This window comes from Streptomyces sp. NPDC020780, assembly GCF_044334475.1.
Classification (GTDB): domain Bacteria; phylum Actinomycetota; class Actinomycetes; order Streptomycetales; family Streptomycetaceae; genus Streptomyces.
This window is the reverse complement of the sequence record NZ_JBIRTB010000011.1, coordinates 96,731-120,260: the sequence shown is the minus strand read 5'-3', so window position 1 is coordinate 120,260 and position 23,530 is coordinate 96,731. Positions and strand designations below refer to the sequence as shown.

The following is a 23,530-nucleotide window of genomic DNA, read 5'->3' as shown; positions in this document are numbered from 1 at the left end:
GTGGGGCACGGGTGAGGGGCGATGCGCATACTCGTGAACATGAACAAGAACGGGCAGCTCGCGGATTTCCTGCAGGCCCGCCGGGGCCGGCTGCGACCCGACGACGTCGGGCTGCGGACCTACGGTGAGCGGCGCCGGGTACCGGGGCTGCGGCGGGAGGAGCTCGCCCTGCTCGCGGGCATCAGCGCGCCGTACTACACGCGGCTCGAACAGGGCCAGTCGCACAACGCCTCACCCGAGGTACTCGACGCCCTGGCGGGCGCCCTGCGGCTGGACGCGTCCGAGCGGGCTCACCTGCACGCACTGTCCCGCGCGCCGAGAAAGGGCCGGCCCGCCCCCCGGCCGGTTCCCGAACACGTCACCGGGGCGACCAAGGCGCTGCTGGTGGCACTCGGGGACACACCTGCCCTCGTGATGGGACGCCGCAGCGAGGTACTCGCCTGGAACGCTCAGGGACATGCGCTGTTCGCCGGACATCTCGACCCGGCGGCCCCGGATGACCCACGGCGGCGGCCGAACATGGCCCGGCTGGTGCTTCTCGACGCGCACACCCGTGGCCTGTACGCCGACTGGCCCGCCAAGGCGGGGGCGGTGGTGGGCAACCTGCGCCTGACCGCCGGCCGCTACCCCGACGATCCGCTGCTGGCAGCACTGATCGGCGAACTGACGATGTCCAGCCCGGAGTTCGCCACTCTGTGGGCCGACCACCGGGTCCTGGCCTGCGACGTCGCCGCGTACGACATGCGCCACCCCCTGGTCGGAGCACTGACCGTCACCCAGCAGACGCTGCAGAGCCCGCAGGGCGAAGGCCCGGCGATCGTGGTGGCCACAGCCGCCCCGGACTCCCCCGCGGCCAGCGCGCTGGCCCTGCTCGCCCACGCCACCACCCCCCGGGAAGACCCCGTGGCCCGCCCCGGGCGCAGCGCCGACACCCCCACCGCCTGACCCCCACCCCCAAGCCCCGCCGCCGAACTCGGGCCCCAGGCCGCTCTCTGCGCCTCCCCTCGGCGGCGCGTATCCCACCTCCCTCGCAATCCCCCTTCATGACCAGGGCGCCGCGCCGCGGCTCCCGCATGCCCGAAAACCCCTGAACACCCGGAACGGACGAAGGAATCATGTCCAAGCGAAGCGTCAAGATCACCATGTCGGCCGTCGTGACGGCCGCCACCGCCCTGACCGCAACCGTCCTGACCGCGGCCGGACCGGCCGGCGCGACGCCGCCGGCCGCGCGGCCGCTGAGTGAGGTGCGGATCGCCGCCCACTTCGACCTGTCCGCCGGCCAGATGCCGGAGAACGTCACGCTGCTGCCGGACGGCAGCGCGGACGTCACCTTCGCCGCCGCCCGCCAGGTCGCCCGGATCACCCCCGGAGGCACCACGCGCATCCTCGCCACGCTGCCCGCCCCCGCCGACGGCGGAGTCCACACCCCCGTCCTCGGATTCGCCCTGACCACCGGCATCGCCCGCACCTCCGACGGCACGCTCTACGTGCTGTACGCGACCGGCACGGCCGACCTGACAGGGCTGTGGCGGCTGCGCCCCGGACACGCGCCGCAGCGTATCGCCGCGCTGCCGGCCACCGGCCTGCCCAACGGCCTGGCACTGGACCCGCACAGCAAGCGCCTTTACATCACCGACTCGGTCCTGGGCACGGTCTGGACCGCCCCCACCACCGGCGGCACACCCACCGCGTGGTCCACCGCCCCGACCCTCGCCTCGACGGGCTTCCTCGGAGCCAACGGCGCGAAGGTGCACGACGGCGCCCTGTGGGTGACCAACCTCGACCAGGGCACCCTCCTGCGCATCCCGATCGGCCCGGGAAACCGCGCCGGCACCCCGCAGGTCAAGGCATCGGGCCTGGTCGGCATCGACGACTTCACCTTCACCGGCCATGGCGACGAGGCCCTCGCCGCCCTCAACGGCCCCAACACGGTCGTACGGATCTCCTCCGACGGCACCGGCACCACCGTCCTGGACGCCACGGACGGACTCCAGAACCCCACCTCCGTCTCGCTGCGCGGCAACGACGTGTACGTCCTCAGCGCCGCCTACACCACCGGCACCGACCCCAACCTGCTCCGCGCCCGCCTGCACGACCACGGCTGAGCGGGTCGCGGCCCACAGGCTGCCGAACCCACGGCTCCGGCCCACATGCGGTGACGACCTGGCTCACCCCGGCCGAGGCCCCGCACCGGGCGAACGCCTCGTGTCCGGGGCCCTGGTCGCGCGGCGGCGCGGTGCACCACATGCCCGCCACGGCTCAGCTCAGTGCCTCCGACGGCGTGTGCCGGACCGGGGCAGCCGGCAGGGGGTCGCGGGAGCGGCGTTCGGCGATCACCGCGCAGACCATCAGCTGCATCTGGTGGAAGAGCATGAGCGGCAGCACCGCGAGGCTCGCGTGGGCGCCGAACAGGACGCTCGCCATCGGGAGCCCCGCGGCAAGGCTCTTCTTCGATCCGGCGAACTGGATCGCGATCCGGTCCCCCCGCCCGAAGCCGAGCCGCCTCGCCCCGTACCAGCTCAGCGCGAGCATGAGGGCGAGCAGTACGGCCTCGGCGGCGAGCAGCGCGCCGAGCCGGAGCGGGGTGACCTGGTGCCATACGCCGGCGACCATGCCCTCACTGAACGCCGCGTAGACGACGAGCAGGATCGAGCCCCGGTCGACGTACCCCAGGGCCTTGCGGTGCCGCGCGACGAAGCCGCCCACCCAACGGCGCAGCAGCTGACCGGCGAGGAAGGGCACCAGCAACTGGAGGACGATCTTCACCAGGGAATCCGTCGAGAAGCCTCCCGCGCTGCCGCCGAGCAGGAGGGCGGCCAGCAGCGGGGTGAGCAGGATGCCGGCGAGGCTGGAGAAGGAGCCGGCGCAGACCGCCGCGGGGACGTTGCCACGGGCGATCGAGGTGAAGGCGATCGACGACTGGATCGTCGAAGGGACCAGGCAGAGGAAGAGGAACCCTTCCTGGAGCTGCGGGGTCAGCACGTACGGGACGAGCCCCCGGCTCGCCAGCCCCAGCAGCGGGAACGCCACGAAGGTGCAGGCCAGGACGGTGAGGTGGAGCCGCCAGTGCTTCAGCCCGTCCAGCGCCTCGGCGGTGGACAGGCGCGCCCCGTACAGGAAGAAGAGGAGGGCGACCGCCCCGGTGGACGCGCCGCCGGCCACGTCGGCGCCGATTCCGGAGGCGGGCAGCAGGGCCGCGAGCACCACCGTGCCGATCAGCGCCAGGATGTACGGGTCGGCCGGCAGCCAGGAAGGCGGCGCCGGGATGCGGCGGGTGGGGCGGCGGCTCATGTGCTTCGTGCTCTCTCGGTGGGGTCGTGCACGTGCCTCGGCGTCGTGCCCTGCCTCGGCGGTTCGTGCCCTTTGTTTCGGCGGGTCGTGCCCCGTTCGCGGCCCGGCCGGGCCCTCCCCATCGTGCTCCGGAGCCAGGCGATCGGGAATCCCGTACATCCCTCTGACTGTCATCACGTCACGCGATAGCCGTGGCGCGCGCGGGATAGCCTGCCGCTCATGTACGACCCCGTCCAGCTCCGCACCTTCCTCGCCGTCGCCCAGACGCTCAGCTTCACCCAGGCCGCGCACCGGCTCGGCGTCCGGCAGTCCACGGTCAGCCAGCACGTGCGCCGCCTGGAGGCGGAGGCGGGCCGGCAGCTGTTCAGCCGGGACACGCACCGGGTGGACCTCACCGAGGACGGCGAGGCCATGCTCGGGTTCGCCCGGACGATCCTCCAGGCCCACGAGCGGGCCGCCGCGTTCTTCGCCGGGACGCGGCTGCGCGGGCGGCTGCGCTTCGGGGCCTCCGAGGACTTCGTCCTGACCCGGCTGCCGGAGATCCTGGAGTCCTTCCGGCGCGAGCACCCCGAGGTCGACCTCGAACTGACCGTGGAACTGTCCGGCACGCTGCACCAGCACCTCGCGGCGGGCCGGCTGGATCTGGTACTGGCCAAGCGGCGGAGCGGGGACACGCACGGCGAGCTGGTGTGGCGGGACGCGCTGGTCTGGATCGGGGCGCCACGGCTGCGCATCGATCCGGAGCGCCCGCTGCCGCTGATCGCCTTTCCGCCGCCGGGCATCACCCGGGCCCGTGCGCTGGAGGTACTGGAGGAACACGGCCGGTCCTGGCGGTTCGCGTGTACGAGTACGAGCCTGAGCGGCCTCGTGGCGGCGGCCCGCGCCGGCCTGGGCGTGATGGCGCACACCCGGGGGCTGATCCCGCCGGGACTCGTCCCGGTGACCGCCAGAGCGGGGCTGCCCGACCTCGGTGACGTGGACTTCGTCCTCCTGCACGGCCGACGCAGGGCCGCCGCGAAGGAAGCGGCCGGCGCCCTGGCGGCGGCCGTGCTCGCCGGCGCGGACCGGCTGCACCGGGGGCCCGCCGGGCCCCCGCCGCCGGAGCCTGGGTAAGAACGGCGTACAGATTCGGTGGAGATTCCGGCGCCGCCTACTTACCCCAAAGTCAGAAGTGCGCCCGAGCCTTGCCCATCTGGACCGATATTCCATGGCCGGCCTGTGCAGATGTGACGTTTTCCGGAGACTTCGGACCCTCCCGCGGCCGCCCCGCGTGGGGTAGCGTCGCGGCGCTGTGCGGAGCGCCACAAGGAGCAGGTCATTGCGCGAGTTCACTGTCCCACCCCTGGCCGCCGCCCCACACGCCGGTGGTCTCGCCGATACCGTCTTCGATCAGGCCGAGGACGATCCGCACCGGGTCGCTCTGGGCCGCAAGGGTGCGGACGGACGGTGGCAGGACGTCTCCGCGGCCACCTTCCGCGACGAGGTCCTGGCCCTCGCCAAGGGGCTGATCGCGCACGGGGTCAGGTTCGGCGACCGGGTCGCCCTCATGTCCCGCACGCGCTACGAATGGACGCTCTTCGACTTCGCGCTCTGGGCGGTGGGCGCCCAGTCGGTACCGGTCTACCCGACGTCATCGGCCGAACAGGTCCTGTGGATGCTGCACGACGCCCAGGTCGTGGCCGTCATGGTCGAGCACGAGGACCACGCGATGACGATCGGCTCGGTCATCGACCGGCTTCCGCAGCTCAAGCGGCTCTGGCAGCTGGACGCGGACGCCGTGTCCGAGCTCGTCGAGGCAGGCGGCCGGATCGACGACGAGGTGGTGCACCGGCACCGGCGCGCGGTGACGCCCGAGTCGGTGGCGACCGTCATCTACACCTCGGGCACCACCGGCCGCCCCAAGGGCTGTGTGATCACGCACGCCAATTTCATGTTCGAGGCGGACACCATGGTCGGCCGCTGGCACCCGGTGTTCCACTCGAAGTCGGGTGAGGAGGCCGCCACACTGCTCTTCCTGCCCCTGGCCCATGTCTTCGGCCGCATGGTGGAGATCGCCGCGCTGCGGGGCCGGGTGAAGCTGGGCCACCAGCCGGAGCTGTCGGCGAAGGCGCTGATGCCGGACCTGGTGGCATTCCGGCCCACCTTCATCCTGGCGGTGCCGTACATCTTCGAGAAGGTCTTCAACGGCGCCCGGCGCACGGCTGAGTCGGAGGGCCGCGCCAGGCCGTTCGACAAGGCCGTCGACATCGCGGTGGCCTACGCGGAGGCGCTGGAGGCGCGGTCCTTCGGTACGGGCCCCGGCCCTTCCGCCGGGCTGCGGATGCAGCACCAGTTCTTCGACAAGCTGGTCTACAAGAAGGTCCGCGAGGCGATGGGCGGCCGGGTGCGGCACGCGATGTCGGGCGGTTCCGGCATGGAACGGCGGCTGGGCCTGTTCTTCGCCGGTGCGGGCGTCGCGGTCTACGAGGGGTACGGCCTCACCGAGACGACCGCCGCGGCGACGGCCAATCCGCCCGAGCGCACCCGCTACGGCACCGTCGGCCGGCCGATCCCGGGTTCGACCGTGCACATCGCGCAGGACGGGGAGATCTGGGTCCACGGCGCCAACGTCTTCTCCGGATACCTGGGCGCACCCGAGGCCACCGCCGCCGTGCTGCAGGACGGCTGGCTCGCCACCGGTGACCTGGGCGCCCTCGACGACGACGGTTATCTGACGATCACCGGGCGCAAGAAGGAGATCCTGGTGACGTCGGGTGGTAAGAGCGTGTCCCCGGCCGCGCTGGAGGAACGGGTGCGCGCGCATCCGCTGGTGGCGCAGTGCGTCGTCGTGGGCAACGACCGGCCGTACATCTCCGCACTCGTCACCGTCGACCAGGAGTCGGTCGACCACTGGCTGATCATGCAGGGCAGGACGCCGATACGGGCCGCCGCCCTGGTGCGCGACCCCGACCTGGAGATGGAGGTGCGCCGGGCGGTGGTGGCCGCGAACACGGCCGTCTCGCAGGCCGAGTCCATCCGGACGTTCCGCATCCTGGCCCACCCGTTCACCGAGGAGCACGGGTTGCTCACCCCGTCGCTGAAGCTGAAGCGGAAGGCGATCGAGACGGCGTACGCCGCCGAGATCGACGCCCTCTACCGCTGAGTGTCCGGCACATTCACTGACGGGGCACCAGATACATCCTCCCCGTATCCGGAACCCTCCCGCAGGCGGGAATGTGTGGGCTCCACCGATCGTTGGCCTGGGGAGTAGCAACCCACGACGTAAGGATCGACCGCTCGTGAGCAAGGTCCCCTCCCTGACCCTGAACAACGGCCTCGAGATGCCGCAGCTCGGCTTCGGCGTCTGGCAGGTGCCGGACGACGAGGCGACGACGGCCGTGACCACGGCCATCGAGTCCGGGTACCGGAGCATCGACACCGCCGCGATCTACGGGAACGAGGCGGGCACCGGCAAGGCCCTCGCCGCCTCCGGTGTGCCGCGCGAGGAGTTGTTCGTCACCACCAAGCTGTGGAACGCCGACCAGGGCTTCGACTCCACGCTGCGCGCCTTCGACGCCTCGCTCGACAAGCTGGGCCTGGACTACGTCGACCTCTACCTCATCCACTGGCCGCTGCCGGCCAAGGACGCCTACGTCGACACGTACAAGGCCCTCGAGAAGATCCACGCCGACGGCCGGGCGAAGTCCATCGGTGTGTCGAACTTCCTGCCCTCGCATCTGGAGCGGCTGATGGGCGAGACGTCCATCGTCCCCGCGGTCAACCAGATCGAGCTGCACCCGCAGTTCCAGCAGGCGGAGGCCCGCGCCTTCCACGCCCGGCACGGCATCGTGACCGAGGCCTGGTCGCCCCTGGGGCAGGGCAAGGGCCTGGGCGGCCCGACCATCGGGGCGATCGCCCACAAGCACGGCCGGACGCCGGCCCAGGTGGTGCTGCGCTGGCACCTGCAGACCGGGCACGTCGCCATCCCGAAGTCCGTGACGCCCTCACGGATCGTGGAGAACCTGGACGTGTTCGGCTTCGAGCTGGACGCCGACGACCTCGCCGCGTTCGCGGCGCTCGACGAGAACAAGCGCATCGGCGCCGACCCGGCCACGTTCGACGCCGGCGCCTGACGCGCGCGGCACGGAGCCCCCGCCGCGGGTGAGCCCGTCCTCCCCCGTGTGGCGGGGGCTCACCGCCACCACCCGGCCGATGCCACCTGCCCGGCGGACGACCGCGGTTCCCCGCCACCGAGGCCGTGGCGAGGGCGGGGCGGGTGCACCCTTTCCGTGGACGCGGAGGCGGTGCGACAGGCACGCACCCCGGGCAGCCGATCGCCCGCGTTCCGGACTGCGGGCCGGCGCTCCGACGCGCGGGGCCGCAGTCCGAAAGTCACAGCGGTGCGTGGCTGAGGGTTGTCCCGCACTTCCCGGTGGATCAGCGCACGGCGTCGGATGCGGGGCATCGCACGACGGAGGGACGTCCGCATACGGGATGTATGAGGACGCTCCGACAACGCGGCGAGGTGCCGTAGCTGTCGTCGCGCGCCCGCCGCGAAGTGCGGGACAGCCCTTACTCGGCGCCGTGCCCGGCGGCGATCGCCTCCACCCGCCCGGCCAGCCTGAGGTCCTTGCTCGTGACCTTGCCGCCCGCGTCGTGCGAGTTCACCGCCAGGCGCACGGTGTTGTACCCCAGGGTCAGGTCGGAGTGGTGGTCGAGCTCGTCCTGGATCCGCGCGACGTGGACGGTCAGCGCGGCCGCGGCGAAGTGCGAGGGGAGCCGGTAGGTCCGGGTGATCCGGTCCCCCTCCACCTGCCAGCCGGGCAGGTCGCGCAGCCCCGTCTCGATGTCGTGCGCGGACAGCGGGTCAGCGGCCATGAAGCGGCTCCTGTCTGGGTCGGTGTGAACAGCGGTGTCCGTGACGCTACGGTCTCCGTATGACGACTGTCGCGCTCGACACGGGGGTAGGGCCGCTGTTGCGCGGCTGGCGGGAGCAACGGCGGATCAGCCAGCTGGAACTGGCGCTGCGCGCGGACTCCTCGGCCCGGCACATCTCGTTCGTCGAGACGGGCCGTGCGCGTCCCAGCGAGGAGATGATCCTGCGGCTGGCAGAGCATCTCGACATCCCGGTCCGGGAGCGCAACGCGCTGCTGGTGGTGGCCGGTTACGCGCCCCGCTTCGGGGAGACGGCACTCGACGATCCGGCGATGGAGGCCGTACGCGGGGCGCTGGAGCGGCTGCTCCACGGGTACGAGCCCTATCCGGCCCTCGTCGTCGACGCCACCTACACCGTGGTGGCCGCCAACCAGGGCATGCGGCTGCTGCTGGAGGGCGTGTCGCCGCAGCTCCTCACCCCGCCGCTGAACGCCATGCGGATCACTCTGCACCCCGGAGGGCTGGCCCCGCGCATCCTGAACCTGCCGGAGTGGCGCGCCGATCTGCTCGCGCAGATGGAACGGCAGATCGCCCTGCACCGCTCCCCCGAACTGCGCTGCCTGTACGACGAGGTTGCGGCCTACCCCGCCCCCGCTCCGCCGCAGGACCGTCCGGCGGGCGGAACGGCCGGGGCGGGCGCGGGGCTGCCGTCGCTCGCGCTGCCCCTGCGGATCGCCCACCGCGGGCGCGAGCTCTCCTTCCTCTCGTCCATCGCGACCTTCAACACACCGATGGACGTCACCGTGGCGGAGCTGGCCATCGAGACGTTCCTTCCGGCCGACCGGGCCACCGCGGAGCACCTGCACACGCTCATGCCGTGACGGGCGGGGCCCGGCGCCCCCACCTCCCCGCGGCGGACGGTTCGCTCCGGGCCGGCCGGGGTCCCGGCCGGCCCGGAGGCCGGGTCAGGCGCGCTACACCCGCGCACCGTTGTCGAACGGGTCCCGGGGTGCCCGCGGGGACCCGGGCGCACGCCGCGGCCCCCGCTTCCGGGCGGGGGGTGGGGCCTTGCTGCTCCTCTCCAGGACGAGCGCACCCGGGACGGCGGTCATGACCGAGGAGTACGTCCCCACACAGATCCCGATGAGCAGGGCCAGTGCGAAGTCGGCGAGCGAGTCGCCGCCCAGCACCGCGAGGGCGATCAGGATGAACAGGGCGCCCATGCCGGTGTTGACGGTGCGCGGCACGGTCTGGAGTACGGCGCGGTTGGCCACGTCGGCGACGGGGGTGCGCCTGCTCCTGGCCCACAGCTCGCGTACGCGGTCGAAGACGACGACCGAGTCGTTGACGGAGTAGCCGATGACGGTGAGCAGGGCGGCCAGGAAGATCCCGTCGACGGGACGCCCGAGCCAGGCGAACGCGCCGACCAGGATGACGACGTCGTGGACCAGCGCCCCGACCGAGGCCACGGCGAACGTCCACCGGAATCGGGCTGCCAGGTAGGCGAGTTGGACGAACACGGCGACGGCCAGCGCGATCAGCGCGTTGCGCCGCAGTTCGTCGCCGAGACTGGGCCCGATCAGCTCGTCGCGCACCTTGGTGGTCTCGCCGCCTTCTGCGGCGAGGGCGGCTCGCAGGGCGTGCTCCCCGTCGTTGTCCAGCTTCCCGGTCCGTACGGAGAGGTCGCGCTCCCCCGCGGTGGTGACCTCCGCGTCGCCGAATCCGGCGGCGGTGATGGCCTCGCGGGCCGTGTCGACGTCCACGGGACGGCTGGTGGAGTACTCGACGAGCCGTCCCCCGGTGAACTCCACCCCTAGGTTGACCCCGCGCAGGACGATGCCGAGTACGGCGACGGCGACGAGGGCGGCCGAGACCAGCAGCCAGCGGCGCGGCGACCGGAACAGTTGCGGGTCCCGCGCGGTCAGCCAGGTGCGGATGCGGCCGGGCCGGGCGATGCCGTTGACGCCCCGGTAGTCGCGTACGAAGCGGGAGCACGTCGCCGTCTCGGTGAGCGCGCGGGCGATGACCAGCGCGGAGAACATCGAGGCGAGGACGCCGATGGCGAGGGTGACACCGAAGCCCTTGACCGGTCCGGAGCCGAGGAAGAAGAGCAGGCCGGCGGCGATGAGGGTGGTGACGTTGGAGTCGGCGACCGCACTCCAGGCGTTGCGGAATCCGGCGGTCAGCGCGGAGCGCAGCGACCGTTTGGGGTGGGCCGCGCTCTCCTCGCGGGCCCGCTCGAACACGAGGACGTTCGCGTCGACCGCCATGCCGATCGCGAGGACGAACCCGGCGAGACCGGGCAGGGTCAGCGTGACACCGAGGACGACGAGCGCGGCGTACGAGATCACGCCGTAGGCGGCCAGGGCGAGGGCGGCGAGCCCGCCGAAGAGCCGGTACATGAAGGTGATGAAGAGTGCGGTGGCCGCGGCGCCGATGAGGGCCGCCCGGGCACTGGCGTCGATGGCGGCGGCGCCCAGGGTCGGGCCCACGGTCCGCTGTTCGACGATCTCCACGGGGACGGGAAGGGCGCCTCCCTCGATGAGCAGGGCGAGATCACGGGCTTCCTCGGCGCTGAAGGAGCCGGTGATCTGGGTGGACCCGGAGGGCAGGCCGACCTTGCAGCCGATCGACGGATCGACCTGGGGTGAGGAGATGACCTTGCCGTCGAGCACGATCGCGACCCGGCGCCGTTCGTCGCCGGCCGGGCTGCAGGCGGCCTCCCCGGTCAGCGCCGTCCACTTCTTGCCCGCGTCCTTGTGGAAGTCGAGCGAGACGGTCCATCCCGCGCCCTGCTGGGCGTCGAAGGTCGCGGAGGCGTCCTTGACGCCCGCGCCGGAGAGCGCCACCGGGCCCAGCGAGAGCAGGCCGCCCTGTTCGTCGGGGAGCGTCGGTCCGTCCTTCGCCGTGGCCTCTTCCGGCTTCGGTTCCGTTCCCGGTCCCTGGACCGCGTGGAAGGCGAGCTGGGCGGTCCTGCCGAGGACGTCGGCGGCCTCGCGCGGGTCCTGTACGTCGGGCAGTTCGACGATGATCCGGTCCTCACCGGAACGGGTCAGGGTCGGTTCGGCGACACCGAGCGAGTCGATGCGGCGGCGGAGCACCTCCAGGGTGCGGTCGGTGCCGGCCCGGTCCGCCTTCGCGGTGTCCGAGTCCTTGGCCTGCAGCACCATACGGGTGCCGCCCTGCAGGTCCAGGCCGAGTCTGGGTGACATGGTCAGCGTGATGAACACGGAGACGAGCAGCACGGCGGCAGCCAGAACCGCTCGCACCGTGGTGGCGCGAGTCATGGGGATTCCTCCGGGAGGGCGCCGTCCGCCCTCCTCTCAGAGGACGCGGGACGGCGGGTCTGTGGAGCAGGACCGGTGAAGGACCGGCTGACCGGCCGCGCTCCCGGGAGGACCGCGCACACCGGGCAGCGCCGCCCCGGTGCGGCCGGGTACGAGGACGGCGGCGCCCGCCGGCCCCTGCTGGACGGTGCAGGGTACGAGCAGGCCGGGCGCCCGGGGTGGCAGCGCGCCGTGACCGGGCGGGGGGAAGTGGTGCGGCGCGTGCGGACGATCGGCGCCCGCCCGGGGGCCGGGCGCGGGAACGGCCTGGGCCCACCACCCCGCACCGTCCAGCCCGGCCGCCGGCGCTCCGGCCACCGGCCCGGGGTCACGGGAAGCCTCCGGGGCGGAGACGGCGGACCACGGAGGGCCGGAGGGGAGGTCCGGTGCCGTGGAAGGTCCGGATCCTTGCGGGGCGACAGCGCGGGGCGCCGACGGGGCGGTCCACCGGCGTGCCGGGGAGGCGACGACGGCACGGTCCGGCGGCGCGGAAACCCGTAGACCGGGCGGGGCGAGGGCAGAACGCGCCGGCAGCGCGGCGACCTCGCGTGCGGGTGCCCCGGCCGGGGCCGGCAGGGCCGTCGTGGCCGGGTGGACGGATGTGGGCGGGTGCCCGGTGACCGCCCCCGGCGGGGGCACGGCGTCCGCGGCGGCGGGCACGCCGCCCACGACGGTGAGGACGGCGAGCAGCAGCGCCGCGAAGGCGTCGCGCACCCGGTGCCCCGGTGCGTCCGGCCGCCCCCGTGGGGGCGCGTTCCCCCGGGGTGCCCCCGGGAGGGGGCTCACCTCAGCCGGCCCGGAAGGGCGGGCACCGTGCGCGCACCGGCGGAGTGCAGAACGGCGTCCAGGATCAGCCCGGCGCCCCGTACGACGGCGGTCGAAGGGTCCTCGTCGAGGCGCACCCGGACACCGAGACATCCCGCGATGCGGTGGGTCACATCGGCGCGCAGCGCGCCGCCTCCGGTGAGCACGGGGCCCCGACGCAGCGCGCCGCGTACCGCTCCGTGCTTGTCCTGCCGCCACATGGCCATGATCATATCGAGCACGTTCCGGACGAGTTCGGCGGGCAGCGCGGCCGGTTCGACGTCGCTCAGGCCTATCTCGGCCTGGCGGGCGTCGGCGACCATCCCGTCGACGAGCAGGGTGACCTCGGTCAGCTCGGCCCCCATGTCGACGACGAGCAGCGGACCTCCGGACCCCGGCCCGGCGCTCGCCGCGGCGGCCCGGGCACTGTTGAGGACCACCACGCCGGACGGGCCGAGCGCGGCGAGGAGTTCCCGCGCGAGCCCGCGGTGTTCCGGCCCGGCCAGGACCGGGTGGCTGAGGACGATGACGCTGCCGTGGCGGTCCTCGCCCAGGGTGCTGTCGGCGAGGTGCCGGAGCAGTCTGCCGCAGGCTTCCGGGTCGACGATGCGGCCGCGCCGGACCGGCCTGCCGGTGCCGGCGTCCCAGGGGGAGCCGGCGACGAGCCCCTGCCCGGGGACCCAGGCGCGGGCCCCCGAGCTGCCCAGGTCGATGGCCAGCCCGCGCGACGCCCCGGGGTGGCGCGCCTCAGCGGTGTGTCCGCCCCGCAGCGGGTGGAGGGGCCGGCTGCGCCGCCGTCCGTCACGCAGAGAACGCATCGCCCCTCGCCCCCGGCTCGCCCTCGCGGCCGTTCATCACCCGATGACCCGCTGATAGCGAGGCATGACCGAACCCTCACTATGCAATATCGGGCATAGGAAAGCCACTCCCTCGACGATTCCAAGGTTCGGTCCCGGCATGGCGCCGCCCGGCCACCCGCTGCCGCTCCCCTCGCCTCCCCTCCCGGTCACGCCTCACCGCCCTCCCGGTCACACCTGCGGAGTCAGGTAGGCGGAGATCAGCTCCGCGAACGCGTCCGGCGCGGTGATCGTGACGCCCAGGTCCTCGGCCTTGGTCCGCTTCGAGCCGGCCTTCTCCCCGGCGACCAGCAGACTCGTGCGCTTGGAGACGCTGGAGGAGGCCTTCCCGCCGGCCCGCTCGATGAGTTCGTTCATCTCGTTGCGCGAGAGCTTCTCCAGGGCGCCGGTCATGGCGCCGGTGACCACCACGGTCATGCCGTCCAGGGGCAGCCCCGCCGTCCGGTCCCCGGTGCCGGCGGTGTCCTCGCCGTCCTCGCGCACGGCCCCGGCCTCCGGCGGCGGAGTGGCACCGGGCTCCGTCATGTTGACGCCGGCCGCCACCAGCTTGGCGATCAGCGGGGCCAGTTCGCCCAGCTCCGTGACGACCCCCGCCGCCTTCTCCTTGCCGATGCCGTCGACCTGCTGCAGCGTCTCGGCGTCGGCGGCGACGATCCGGTCCATGGTCGCGAAGTAGCGAGCGATACGCCGTGACATGGACCGGCCGGTGCCGCGTACGCCCAGGGCGCAGAAGACGCGGGAGAGCGGGCGCTCGCGGGCCGTCCGGATGGCCGCGAGCAGATTGTCGGTGGAGGTCTCCCCCATCCGCTCCAGGGAGAGCAACTGCTCCCGTTCCAGGGTGAAGAGGTCGGCGAAGTCCTGGACGAGGCCCGCCTCGACGAGCTGGACGACCCGGGTGCCGCCGAGGCCCTCGATGTCCAGCTGGTCGCGTCCCGCCGCGTACGAGATGGAGGCGACCAGGCGGCAGTCGCGGCCGCGGGTGCAGCGCCAGCGCTGCTCGCTCGTGTCGATCTCCGAGCCGCACCGGGGGCAGGTCTCCGGGAACTCGATCGGCTTCTCGTCGCCCGTCCGCAGGTGCACGACGGGCGCCTCGATACGGGGGATGATGTCGCCCGCCTTGTAGACCATCACCTGGTCGCCCAGGCGCAGATCGCGCCGTGTGATGTCGGCCGGGTTGTGCAGCGTGGCGTAACTGACGGTGGATCCGTCGATCTCCACGGGCTCCAGCACGGCGCGCGGTGCGATGATGCCCGTCCTGCCGACGTTCCACTCGACGTCCAGGAGCCGGGTGACCTTCTCCACGGCCGGGAGTTTGTACGCGATGGCCCACCGGGGTGCCCGCGTGCCGGAACCGGCGTCGGCCTGGTCGGCCGCGAGGTCCGCCTTGATCACGATGCCGTCGATCCCGAACGGCAGCGAGGCGCGCAGCGCGGCGATCTCCTCGATCCGGGCCTGCACCTCTTCGGCCGTGGAGACGGTGCGCGGCGCCACGGCCGTGTCCGCAGCGGTGTGGACGCCGAGCCCGGCGACGTACTCCAGGGCCTCGCTGTGCGGGAGTTCGGCCAGGGTGCCAGTCAGCTCGCCGGAATCCGGCAGGGCGAGGGCACCGTAGGCGAAGAAGGTCATCTCGACGCGGTAGGGCCGGTCCTTGGCGCGCAGGGTGCCCGCCGCTCCGTTGCGCGGGTTGGCGAAGGGGGTGCCGCCGTGCTGCGTGCGCACGGTGTTGGCCTGCTCGAACTGCTCGTCGGTCATGAGGATCTCGCCGCGCACCTCCAGGGTGGCGGGGGTGCTCAGCTGCCCGGGAAGACCGGTCACCGTACCGATGGCGTGCGAGACGTCCTCCCCGGCCGTCCCGTCACCGCGGGTGATCAGCTGTTCGAGGCGGCCCTGGCGGTAGCGCGCGGCGACGGCCAGACCGTCGAGCTTGGGCTCCACGCTCCAGACCGCGACGGGTCTGCCGATCCGGCGCTCCACGGACGCGGTCCACGTGACGAACTGCTCGGCGGAGAAGACGTTGTCCAGCGACAGCATCGGCACCGTGTGCGGCACGTCGCCCACCGCGGCCCCGCCCGCGACCTTCCCCGTCGGTGAGGCGGCCAGCGTGTCCTGCGGATGCTCCTGCTCGTAGGCGGCGACAGCCCGCGCCAGCCGGTCGTACGCGTCGTCGTCGAGGGTGCTCTCGCCCGTTGCGTAGTACGCGGCGGCGGCCTGCGTCGCCTGCTCCACCGCGGCGGCGTAGGCGGCGGCATCGGCGAGCACAACAGCTGAGTTCGTCGTCATGCCCCCATCCTGCCGCCCACCACTGACATCGATCCTCGTGCACGGTCTCGGTCCGTCGGCCGGCGGCGGTCGGCGGGCAGGGCGCTGACGTGCCGGAACCCTCCACGCACTCCTCGGAGCACCGGTATAAAGACTCCATGCCTGCCAATGTTCCGCCGCCCCCGCGCCCGGCCACCCTGGAGGACGTGGCCGCGGTGGCGGGCGTCTCCCGCGCCACGGTCTCCCGGGTGATCAACGGCGCGCCCACGGTCGATCCGGCTCTGCGCCGGGTCGTGGAGGAGGCGGTCGCCACCACGGGCTACGTGCCCAACCGCGCGGCCCGCTCGCTGGTGACCCGGCGGACCGACTCGATCGCGCTGGTGGTGTCCGAGCGTGAACGGCGCCCGGACGTCGAGCCGTTCGTCGGCCGGATGTTCTCCGACCCGCACTTCGGCCGCGTGGTCGCGGGACTGCTCGACGTACTGCGCCCGGCCGGCGTCCAGATGGTGTTGATGCTGGCCGACGACGAGGCCTCCCGCAAGCAGCTCCTCTCCTATCTGCGTCAGGGGCACGTCGACGGGGTGGTGCTGATCTCGTCGCACGGCGAGGATCCGTTGCCCGGCCTCCTCCGGGACACCGGGCTGCCGGCCGTGCTGGCCGCCCGGCCACGGGATCCCACGCCGCTGACCTGTGTGGAGGCCGACCAGCGTGCGGGGGCGCGGCTGGCCGCCGACCATCTGGTGTCCCTGGGGCGCCACCGCGTCGGCACGGTCGCGGGGCCGCAGGACGTGCCCGCGGGTCGGGCACGGCTGACCGGATTCCTGGACGCGCTGACCCGGCACGGCGTCGAGGACGTGGTGATCGCGGAGGGCGACTTCACCCAGGCGGGCGGGGCTTCGGCCATGCGGCACCTGCTGCGGGAGCGGCCGGACCTGGACGCGGTGTTCGTCGCCTCGGACCTGATGGCGCTCGGGGCCCTGCCCGTGCTGCTGCGGGCGGGCCGGGACGTGCCCTCGGACGTGGCGGTCGTCGGCTTCGACGACAGCAGTGCGGCGGTGGCCTGCGACCCACCCCTGACGACCGTGCGGCAACCCGTGGAGGAGATGGCGGCGGAGATGGCCCGGCTCCTGCTGGAGCAGATCGGCGGACCGGGCGGGCCCGCGCGGTCCGCCGTCTTCCAGCCGACCCTGGTGCGGCGCGAGTCCGCGTGAGGCATCAACCCTCAGCCGCGGGCACCCGGCCCGACGCCGCCCGCGCTAGGACCCGGCACGGCATCGCTCCCGCCCGGCCCCGGCACCGCGCCACTCCCGCCCGGGGGCGGCACCGCAACGCTCCCTGCTGGGGGCGGCACCGCACCGCCCGCGCCCGGCGGCACGGCGGCCCCCGCCGCCGCGCCTTCCCCTCCGCCGCGGGGGGCCGCACCGGAGGCCGGAAAGGGCTCGTCCGCCGGCCCGGCGCCGCCGTAGCCCTCGGCCAGCAGCGGCACCTGGGGCCCGGAGAGTTCCCGTAGCCAGCGCGCCAGCACCCGGTGCACGCTCTCCGCGCCCACCAGTCCGGCCGCTGTCTCCGTCCCGGACGCGGCATCCGCCGCCACGGCGTCCAGCGGGTCCGTCAGGGTGCGCGGCGACAGCAGGAACGGCCGGGACTGCGCGCCCCCCAGCCCTCCGTGCGAGCCGATCTGCTCCTCGAACGCGTGCACGCATCCGGTGTCGGGGTCGTACATCGAATTGACCATGACATCGGCGACGTGCGGGAAGCCGTCGGTCCGCCGCACGGCCTGGGCCGCCCCCGGCCCGTAACCGGCGAGCGGGCCCTCCCCGTCCCGCAGCTCCGACACCGGGACCTCGACGCCGTGCCCCAGCACCACGGAACCGTGCCGCTCGCTCCGCACGAGCAGGAAGCCGATGCCCGGGTGGTCGGCCAGGGTGCTGAGCAGCGCCGGGTGGCGGTGGTCGAGCTCCTCGCGCGAGGCCCGGCCCGCGATGTCCGGGAAGGACAGCAGCCCGAGGTTGCCCGAGGCCAGCACCACCGGGTCCGACGGCGTGGCGGGATGCTCCGCCTCCCCGTCGCCGACGGGCCGGTGCAGGGCGATGCGCACGGCGTCCCGCGCCTCGGAGGCACTGCGGGTGCGCTGAGCCCTGCGGGGCACCGGAAGCCCGCAGCCCGCCCGTACGAGGTCCTTGAGGGTGAGCCCGTAGCGCCCGGCGAAGGTCTCCCCCGGGCTCTGGCCGTGGTCGGAGAGCAGCACGATCCGGTAGGTACGGGGGGTGTGGTCGGCGACCTTCGTGATGAGGCCCAGCGAGCGGTCGAGGCGCTGGAGGACCTTCTCCGCGTCCCTGCTGTGCGGCCCGGAATGGTGGGCGACCTCGTCGTAGGCGACGAGGTCGGCGTAGACCGCCGTGCGCCCCGCGAACATGTCGCCGATCACCGCGGAGACCACCACGTCGCGCTCGACGACCGTCGCGAAGGCCCTGATGAAGGGGTACAGCCCGCCGCGTTTGACCCGGGGTGACGCCCTCCTCGCCCGGGCCGCGGTGGACTGGCCGATCTCGCGGACCACCTCGGCGACGAACGACACGGCGGTGCGGACGGCGTTGGCCGGGTCGGAGAAGTAGGCGAAGTAGCCGGCGCGCGAGCGCCGGCCCTTGCCGCGCCGGGCGGCCATCGACAGGACGAGGGCGAGCTGGTCGGCGCCGCCGCTGAAGAGGTTGCCCCGGCTCGCCCCGTCCATGGTGAGCAGGCCCCCGTCGTGAGTGCGGGCGATGGCCCTGCGCTGGAGTTCCAGGGCGCTGGCCGGCCGGCTGGAGACCATGAGGGTGCCGGTCTCCTTCTCGTACCAGCGGAAGGCGGGCACGTCGAAGGTGCTGCCGTGCAGGATGCCGAGCTGGCTGGCGCCGGTCTGGCTGGACCAGTCGGTGGTCCACGGCGTGAGCCGGTGGCCCGCCTCGTCGGCCAGCCGGGCCGCCACGGTCGGCATGAGGCCGGCGGCGGCCGCCCGTACGAGGACGTCGTGGCCCACACCGTCGAGCTGCACGAACACGATCCCGGGCGGTCCGCCCCGCCCGCCGTCCGCCGTCCCCGGCGTCCCGCTGCGCCGGCGGCGGCGGTCGGCCAGCCGGGAGAGTCTCCGCCGGTAGGCGTCGTCGTCGCGGACCGCGAGGGCGGTGGAGGTGGCCGAGGCGACGGCGGACATGACGGCCGCCACGACGACGGCGTTCTCCGGGCCGGCGGCCCCGCGTCCGTCCGGGATGAGCCGCAGGGCTATCAGCAGCAGAGAACCGTTGAGGAAGAAGACGAGGGCGCCCAGGACCAGGGCGGGGACGACGAGCAGCGCCCTGACGAGGACGGGCCACACCACTGCGGAGAGCAGGCCGAAGGCGCCCGCTCCCCAGGCCGCGGTGAACGCGGTCCTCGTGACGCTGTCACCGTCGTCGGACTGGAGCTGGAAGTCGGGCAGGATCCCGGCGAGCGCCAGCATCGTGAGCGTGGAGACCGCCCACACCGCGGCCACGCGCAGGAGGGCCCTTCCCGCCGTACGCCATCTCCCGTCAAGCACGCCGTTCCACCTCACGTCCGGGCCCGGTGTCGTCATGGGCCCGCGTCCACCCTGTCACAGCCGGTCCCGGTACCCGCCGGGGGTCAGGAACCGTCGTACCCGGCGGTGGGCATGGACAGCCTGCGGTGGACGCCGGCCTTGTCGCGCGCGGTGTACGCGGGCTCCTCGAGCCCGGCGAGCTCCAGCCGTACGCCGCGCCGCTCGCACTCCGCCGCGAAGTCCGCCGCGGAGAGGAGTGCCCGGGCGAGCACCCGGTCGTTGGGCGCCACGAACAGCTCGACCTCTCCCTCGTCGACGTCGGCCCACAGGGCGTGGTGGTCGGGGCGCAGGCCGTAGACGCGCAGCTGCCGGGTGATGACGTACCCCCGGTCGGCGGCCCAGTGTGCGCACATGGCGTGCTGGCTGCGGGTGTCGACGAGGAAGGGGTCCTCGTCGAGCTCCTCCAGCGGTGTGAGACTGGCGATGGCCGCCACCCGTACGTCACCGACGACGTCCCCCATCGGGCCCTCCCCCCGCGTGCGGACACTGGGCCCGACCTTACCGGGCCGATAGCCCTCCGTGACCACGCGTGTCCGCACCGGAACCGGCGGGAAGGAGTGCACCGGCGTGCCGGGGGCGCGGAACGCCCAAGGCCTGTTCCGTCATCCCTGGTGGATCAGCGCGCGGCGTCCTTTGCGGTGCACCGCAAAGCGGAGGGACGTCCGCGTACCGGATGTATCCGGGCGTTCCGACAACGCGGCGAGGCGCCGTAACTGACACCGCGCGCCCGCCAGGGATGACGGGACAGCCCTTACGCTCGTACGCGTACGAACGACGGCTGGGGCACGGGCGAGGAGGCGGGACGGTGGAGGTCACGTGGTGGGGGCATGCCACCTGCACGATCGAGGACTCCGGGACCAGACTGCTGACCGACCCGCTGTTCGTCAGACGGTTCGCGCATCTGCGCCGCCGCAGGGGCGAGGTGCCACCGCCCGAGGCCGCGTTGGCCGACGCCGTCCTGATCTCCCATCTGCACTCCGACCACCTGCATCTGCCCTCCCTGGCCCGTCTCGCCCCCGGCAGCCTGCTGATCGTTCCCAGGGGCGCGCTCGGGGCGGTGCCGGGTCTGCGGGTGCTGCGCCGGATGCGGGGGCTGCGGATCGCCGAGGTCGCCCCGGGCGACGAGGTGCGGGTCGGCGGGGTGCTGGTCCGGGCGGTCGTGGCCCTGCACGACGGACGGCGCCTCCCGGTGGGCCCGCACCGCGTTCCCGCCCTGGGGTACGTGGTCGAGGGCGGCTCGCGTACGTACTTCGCCGGGGACACCGGGCTGTTCGACGGCATGGCCGAAGCGGTCGGGCCGGTGGACGTGGCCCTGCTGCCGGTCGGCGGCTGGGGCCCGTACCTGGGCCACCACCACCTGGACCCGGCGCGCGCCGCCCGGGTGCTGGCGCTGTTGGCCCCGCGCTCGGCGGTGCCGGTGCACTACGGCACGTACTGGCCGATCGGGATGGACGCGGTCCGGCCGCACGAGTTCCACTCGCCGGGTGACGAGTTCGTCCGGCACGCGGCGCTGGTGGCACCGGAGGTGGCGGTGCACCGGCTGGGACACGGCGAGCATGTGAGACCGGAGGCCCGTAGGTGATACAGGAGTGGGTGCGGCAGCTGCCGACGGAGTCGACCCAGCAGGCCGTGGGCTATCCGTCGCTGTTCCTGCTCGTGGCACTGGGTTCGCTGGTGCCGGTGGTGCCCACGGGGGCACTGGTGAGTTCGGCCGCCGTGGTGGCGCTCCACCGGATGTCACCGTTCGCCCTGCTCGTGGTGTTCGCTGTGGCCTCGTGCGCCGCGTTCCTGGGCGACCTGTGCCTGTACTGGCTGGGGCAGCGCGGGGTGCGGTCCAAGAACGGCTCGAAGTGGCTGGCGGCCATCAGCCGCCGGGCCGCTCCGGACCGTCTCGCGCAGGCGCGGCAGAAGCTGGAGGAGCACGGCACGGTGGTGCTGGTGCTGTCCCGGCTCGTGCCGGCCGGGCGGATACCGGTGATGCTGGCCTGTCTCCTCGGCCGGATGCCGCTGCGGCAGTTCGCCCGGGGTGACGTGCCCGCGTGTCTGGCGTGGGCGGCGACGTACCAGCTGATCGGGATCCTGGGCGGTTCGCTCTTCCCGGAGCCCTGGCAGGGGGTGGTCGCGGCGGTCTTCCTGGCGCTGCTGATCAGCGGGACGCCCGCGCTCTGGCGCCGGCTGCGGACGTGCTTCGCGCACTGACGTGGCCGGCTCTCAGGCGCCCAGCACACGGGAGCCGCCGACCGGCAGGTCCCAGAGGCTCCCGCGGGGGTGCCCGGCCCGGCGCCAGGCGGTGCGGAGCCGGGTCAGGGGCTCGAGGACGGGTTCGGCGGACAGCAGGAACGTCGCCCAGTGCATCGGCGCCATCGCGCGGGCGCCCAGATCCTCGTATGCCTGCACGGCTTCCTCGGGGTCGGTGTGCACGTCCGAGAGCCACCAGCGCGGCTCGTACGCCCCGATGGGCAGCATGGCGAGGTCGAGTCGGGGGTAGCGGTGGCCGATCTCCCGGAACCAGTGGCCGTAGCCGGTGTCCCCGGCGAAGTAGATCCGCCGCCCCCACCGGTCGCCGATCACCCAGCCGCCCCACAGGGAGCGGCAGGTGTCCAGCAGGGTGCGCTTGGACCAGTGGTGGGAGGGCACGAAGTCGAACCGGACGCCGTCCAGCTCCGCCGACTCCCACCAGTCGAGTTCGGTGACGCAGGTGAAACGGCGGCGCCGGCACCAGCGTCCGACGCCGGCGGGGACGAACAGCGGGGTGTTTCTGGGGAGCCTGCGGAGTGTGGGGGCGTCCAGGTGGTCGTAGTGGTTGTGGCTGATGAGGACCGCGTCGACCGGGGGCAGCTCCTCCCAGGCGACACCGACCGGGGTGATCCTGGCCGGGGTGCCGAGGATGCGGCGCGACCAGACGGGGTCGGTGAGGACGGTGAGCCCGCCGACACGGACGATCCAGCTGGCGTGTCCGGCCCAGGTGACGGCAAGGGTGTCCGTGCCCGCGGCGGGCAGGGGTGCGGGGGCGTACGGCAGGCGGTGGATGCCCCGGATGCCTTCGGCGTTGGGCCGCAGGGCGCGCTCACGCGCCAGGCGGGTCATGCCCCTGACACCCGGGAGCGGGGCGGTGAGCCGGTCCGCGAAGCTGCGTGGCCAGACACGGAGTTCACCGAGCGGGCGGGGCGCGTCGACGGGGTGGCCGGTGGGCGCCGGGCCGGCACCGGCAGGCGGGCGCTCGGTCTGTTCCGTCATCGAGAGGCTCCCGTCATCGGAGTTCGTCGAAGGCTCCTGCGAAGATGCTCAGTGCTCGTGCGACATGGGGCAATTCCAGGGGCTCCACCGCAGTGAGGGACTCCGTCTGCTCCTGAGGGGTCGAGCCGAGCAACGGCCCGGTGCCCAGCCGCACCCGGAGCGCGCCCAGTTCGTCCCCGAACCGGTGCCCGCCGGGGACGGGCGCGCCGAGGCGGCCCGTGAGGTACTCCTCCAGTTCCATGGAGTCCGTGACGCCCCGGGTGGCCAGCCGGGAGCGGAGCGGACCGAGGTCGGCGTAGAGGTGGCGCCCCGCCTGCGGGGGCCTGGCCAGCGCGCCGGAGGCGAGTACGGCCCGGTGGGCGGCGGCGGCGACGTGGGTGTGGAGGGCGGCGGCCTGCCTGCCGCGGGTGGTGACGGCTTCCGGTTCGGCCAGCGCGTGGGCGGCGGCGCGGGCGACCGGTTCCGCGACAAGGGCGCCGAGGGCGGTGAGGATGTCGAGCACCCGGGCCCGGCGGGCGGCGGCGCGCCGGGTGGCGGGGAAGCGTGCCACGGCGGCCGGCCAGGCGGACGGGGTCAGGGAACCGGCCAGATCGGTGAGGACGGTGACGTCGTCGGCGCACATCTCGGCGGGGCTCAGCAGGACCGTGTCCTGGGGGCGGTGCAGGGTGTCGCGCCAGGTCTCGTCACTGACGATGTGCAGCCCCTCGGCGACCGCGGCCTCGCAGGCCTCCCTGACCAGCTCCGGCGGTGCGACGGTCGCGGTCGGGTCGTCGGCCACCGAGAGCAGGAGCAGCCGGGGCCTGCCGCCCTCGGCGCGCACGCGGCGTACGGTCTCCAGCAGGGCGTACGGGTCGGGGACGCCCCCGCACTCCGCCGGGGTCGGCACGTGGTACGCGGGCCTGCCGAGGAGGCGGGCCTGCGGCATCCAGGAGGCGGGGCAGGGCCGGGGCATGAGCACGTCCCCGCCGTACGCGGCGATGAGCGCGAGCAGGAGGGGCTGGGCGCCCGGGGCGGCGGCGACGTCCTGCGGGGCGCACGGCAGACCGCGCCTGTGCCAGTAGGCGCAGGCCGCCTCCCGCAGGGTCGTCCCGCCGCCGGGGGGCTCGGGCCGGGGGCGGGCCGCCGACGCGGCCAGGACGCCCGCGAGCTCGGGCAGCACGGGGAGACCGGGGTCGGGCGCCGGGGGCCCGTACCGGACCGGGCCGTGGTTCTCTGGGGCCGGACGGGACCGCTTCCGCTCGCTCGACCGCATCCGGGGCCCTCCTTTGCCTGTCGACACCCTCAGGCCCCTTTATACGGAGGTTCCC

Annotated in this window: 19 protein-coding genes; 9 read left to right on the top strand and 10 right to left on the bottom strand. The window is 73.7% G+C overall.

The window, feature by feature from the left end; translation table 11 throughout:
• The first annotated feature begins 39 nt into the window (after window positions 1-39).
• Both ACH4VO_RS22315 and ACH4VO_RS22310 read left to right on the top strand, forming a co-directional pair.
• Entirely contained in the window at window positions 40-945 is a 906-nt protein-coding gene (locus ACH4VO_RS22315; protein ID WP_360992288.1) for a helix-turn-helix transcriptional regulator, read from the top strand.
• Window positions 946-1,115: 170 nt separating this feature from the next.
• Window positions 1,116-2,105 (top strand): hypothetical protein, encoded by a 990-nt coding sequence (locus ACH4VO_RS22310; protein ID WP_360992291.1) that lies wholly within the window; start codon window positions 1,116-1,118, stop codon window positions 2,103-2,105.
• Window positions 2,106-2,259: 154 nt separating this feature from the next.
• Here the strand turns inward: ACH4VO_RS22310 and ACH4VO_RS22305 are convergent, their stop codons facing one another.
• Window positions 2,260-3,291, bottom strand: coding sequence for a bile acid:sodium symporter family protein (locus tag ACH4VO_RS22305; RefSeq protein WP_360992293.1), 1,032 nt, complete (start codon window positions 3,289-3,291; stop codon window positions 2,260-2,262).
• A gap of 219 nt (window positions 3,292-3,510) precedes the next feature.
• On the opposite strand from ACH4VO_RS22305, the gene ACH4VO_RS22300 reads away from it, so the two are divergent.
• The 3 genes from ACH4VO_RS22300 (at window position 3,511) to ACH4VO_RS22290 (ending at window position 7,403) form a co-directional block, all read left to right on the top strand.
• A complete protein-coding gene (locus tag ACH4VO_RS22300; RefSeq protein ID WP_398441224.1) occupies window positions 3,511-4,404 on the top strand; it encodes a LysR substrate-binding domain-containing protein in 894 nt (297 codons plus the stop codon).
• 229 nt (window positions 4,405-4,633) lie between these two features.
• Window positions 4,634-6,433: a long-chain fatty acid--CoA ligase gene (locus tag ACH4VO_RS22295; protein WP_360992549.1), complete on the top strand. Its 1,800-nt coding sequence runs from the start codon at window positions 4,634-4,636 to the stop codon at window positions 6,431-6,433.
• A 136-nt stretch (window positions 6,434-6,569) separates the two neighbouring features.
• Window positions 6,570-7,403, top strand: a complete 834-nt coding sequence (locus ACH4VO_RS22290) for an aldo/keto reductase (protein WP_360992296.1) — start codon at window positions 6,570-6,572, stop codon at window positions 7,401-7,403.
• 439 nt (window positions 7,404-7,842) lie between these two features.
• Here ACH4VO_RS22290 and ACH4VO_RS22285 read toward each other — a convergent pair whose 3' ends face one another.
• On the bottom strand, window positions 7,843-8,148 hold the full coding sequence (locus ACH4VO_RS22285; protein ID WP_360992299.1) for a 4a-hydroxytetrahydrobiopterin dehydratase: 306 nt from the start codon (window positions 8,146-8,148) through the stop codon (window positions 7,843-7,845).
• 59 nt (window positions 8,149-8,207) lie between these two features.
• On the opposite strand from ACH4VO_RS22285, the gene ACH4VO_RS22280 reads away from it, so the two are divergent.
• Window positions 8,208-9,026, top strand: a complete 819-nt coding sequence (locus tag ACH4VO_RS22280) for a helix-turn-helix transcriptional regulator (RefSeq protein WP_360992302.1) — start codon at window positions 8,208-8,210, stop codon at window positions 9,024-9,026.
• 93 nt (window positions 9,027-9,119) lie between these two features.
• On the opposite strand, the gene secD is transcribed toward ACH4VO_RS22280, so the two are convergent.
• From secD to ligA, 4 genes are all read right to left on the bottom strand, one after another.
• Complete coding sequence (gene secD, locus ACH4VO_RS22275; RefSeq protein ID WP_360992305.1) at window positions 9,120-11,432, bottom strand: protein translocase subunit SecD; 2,313 nt, start codon at window positions 11,430-11,432, stop codon at window positions 9,120-9,122.
• 36 nt (window positions 11,433-11,468) lie between these two features.
• Entirely contained in the window at window positions 11,469-12,185 is a 717-nt protein-coding gene (locus ACH4VO_RS22270; RefSeq protein ID WP_360992308.1) for a hypothetical protein, read from the bottom strand.
• A gap of 68 nt (window positions 12,186-12,253) precedes the next feature.
• Window positions 12,254-13,093 carry a rod shape-determining protein gene (locus ACH4VO_RS22265; protein ID WP_360992311.1) on the bottom strand — a complete coding sequence of 280 codons (840 nt, stop codon included), beginning with the start codon at window positions 13,091-13,093 and terminating at the stop codon, window positions 12,254-12,256.
• 210 nt (window positions 13,094-13,303) lie between these two features.
• Entirely contained in the window at window positions 13,304-15,412 is a 2,109-nt protein-coding gene (gene ligA / locus ACH4VO_RS22260; protein WP_360992314.1) for an NAD-dependent DNA ligase LigA, read from the bottom strand.
• Between the two features lie 137 nt (window positions 15,413-15,549).
• Here ligA and ACH4VO_RS22255 point away from each other — a divergent pair, with 137 nt between their 5' ends.
• Window positions 15,550-16,602: a LacI family DNA-binding transcriptional regulator gene (locus tag ACH4VO_RS22255; protein ID WP_360992316.1), complete on the top strand. Its 1,053-nt coding sequence runs from the start codon at window positions 15,550-15,552 to the stop codon at window positions 16,600-16,602.
• 11 nt (window positions 16,603-16,613) lie between these two features.
• Here ACH4VO_RS22255 and ACH4VO_RS22250 read toward each other — a convergent pair whose 3' ends face one another.
• Window positions 16,614-18,983, bottom strand: a complete 2,370-nt coding sequence (locus tag ACH4VO_RS22250) for a phage holin family protein (RefSeq protein ID WP_398441221.1) — start codon at window positions 18,981-18,983, stop codon at window positions 16,614-16,616.
• A 47-nt stretch (window positions 18,984-19,030) separates the two neighbouring features.
• On the bottom strand, window positions 19,031-19,447 hold the full coding sequence (locus tag ACH4VO_RS22245; RefSeq protein ID WP_360992321.1) for a hypothetical protein: 417 nt from the start codon (window positions 19,445-19,447) through the stop codon (window positions 19,031-19,033).
• A 344-nt stretch (window positions 19,448-19,791) separates the two neighbouring features.
• Here ACH4VO_RS22245 and ACH4VO_RS22240 point away from each other — a divergent pair, with 344 nt between their 5' ends.
• Together ACH4VO_RS22240 and ACH4VO_RS22235 are read left to right on the top strand one after the other, a co-directional pair.
• Complete coding sequence (locus tag ACH4VO_RS22240; protein ID WP_360992324.1) at window positions 19,792-20,568, top strand: MBL fold metallo-hydrolase; 777 nt, start codon at window positions 19,792-19,794, stop codon at window positions 20,566-20,568.
• Window positions 20,565-21,185, top strand: coding sequence for a VTT domain-containing protein (locus ACH4VO_RS22235; RefSeq protein WP_360992327.1), 621 nt, complete (start codon window positions 20,565-20,567; stop codon window positions 21,183-21,185). The genes ACH4VO_RS22240 and ACH4VO_RS22235 overlap by 4 nt, the downstream gene beginning before the upstream one ends.
• Before the next feature lie 12 nt (window positions 21,186-21,197).
• Here ACH4VO_RS22235 and ACH4VO_RS22230 read toward each other — a convergent pair whose 3' ends face one another.
• Window positions 21,198-22,223, bottom strand: a complete 1,026-nt coding sequence (locus ACH4VO_RS22230; RefSeq protein ID WP_360992330.1) for an MBL fold metallo-hydrolase — start codon at window positions 22,221-22,223, stop codon at window positions 21,198-21,200.
• 13 nt (window positions 22,224-22,236) lie between these two features.
• Window positions 22,237-23,475 carry an aminotransferase class I/II-fold pyridoxal phosphate-dependent enzyme gene (locus ACH4VO_RS22225; RefSeq protein ID WP_360992332.1) on the bottom strand — a complete coding sequence of 413 codons (1,239 nt, stop codon included), beginning with the start codon at window positions 23,473-23,475 and terminating at the stop codon, window positions 22,237-22,239.
• Between the last annotated feature and the right edge of the window lie 55 nt (window positions 23,476-23,530).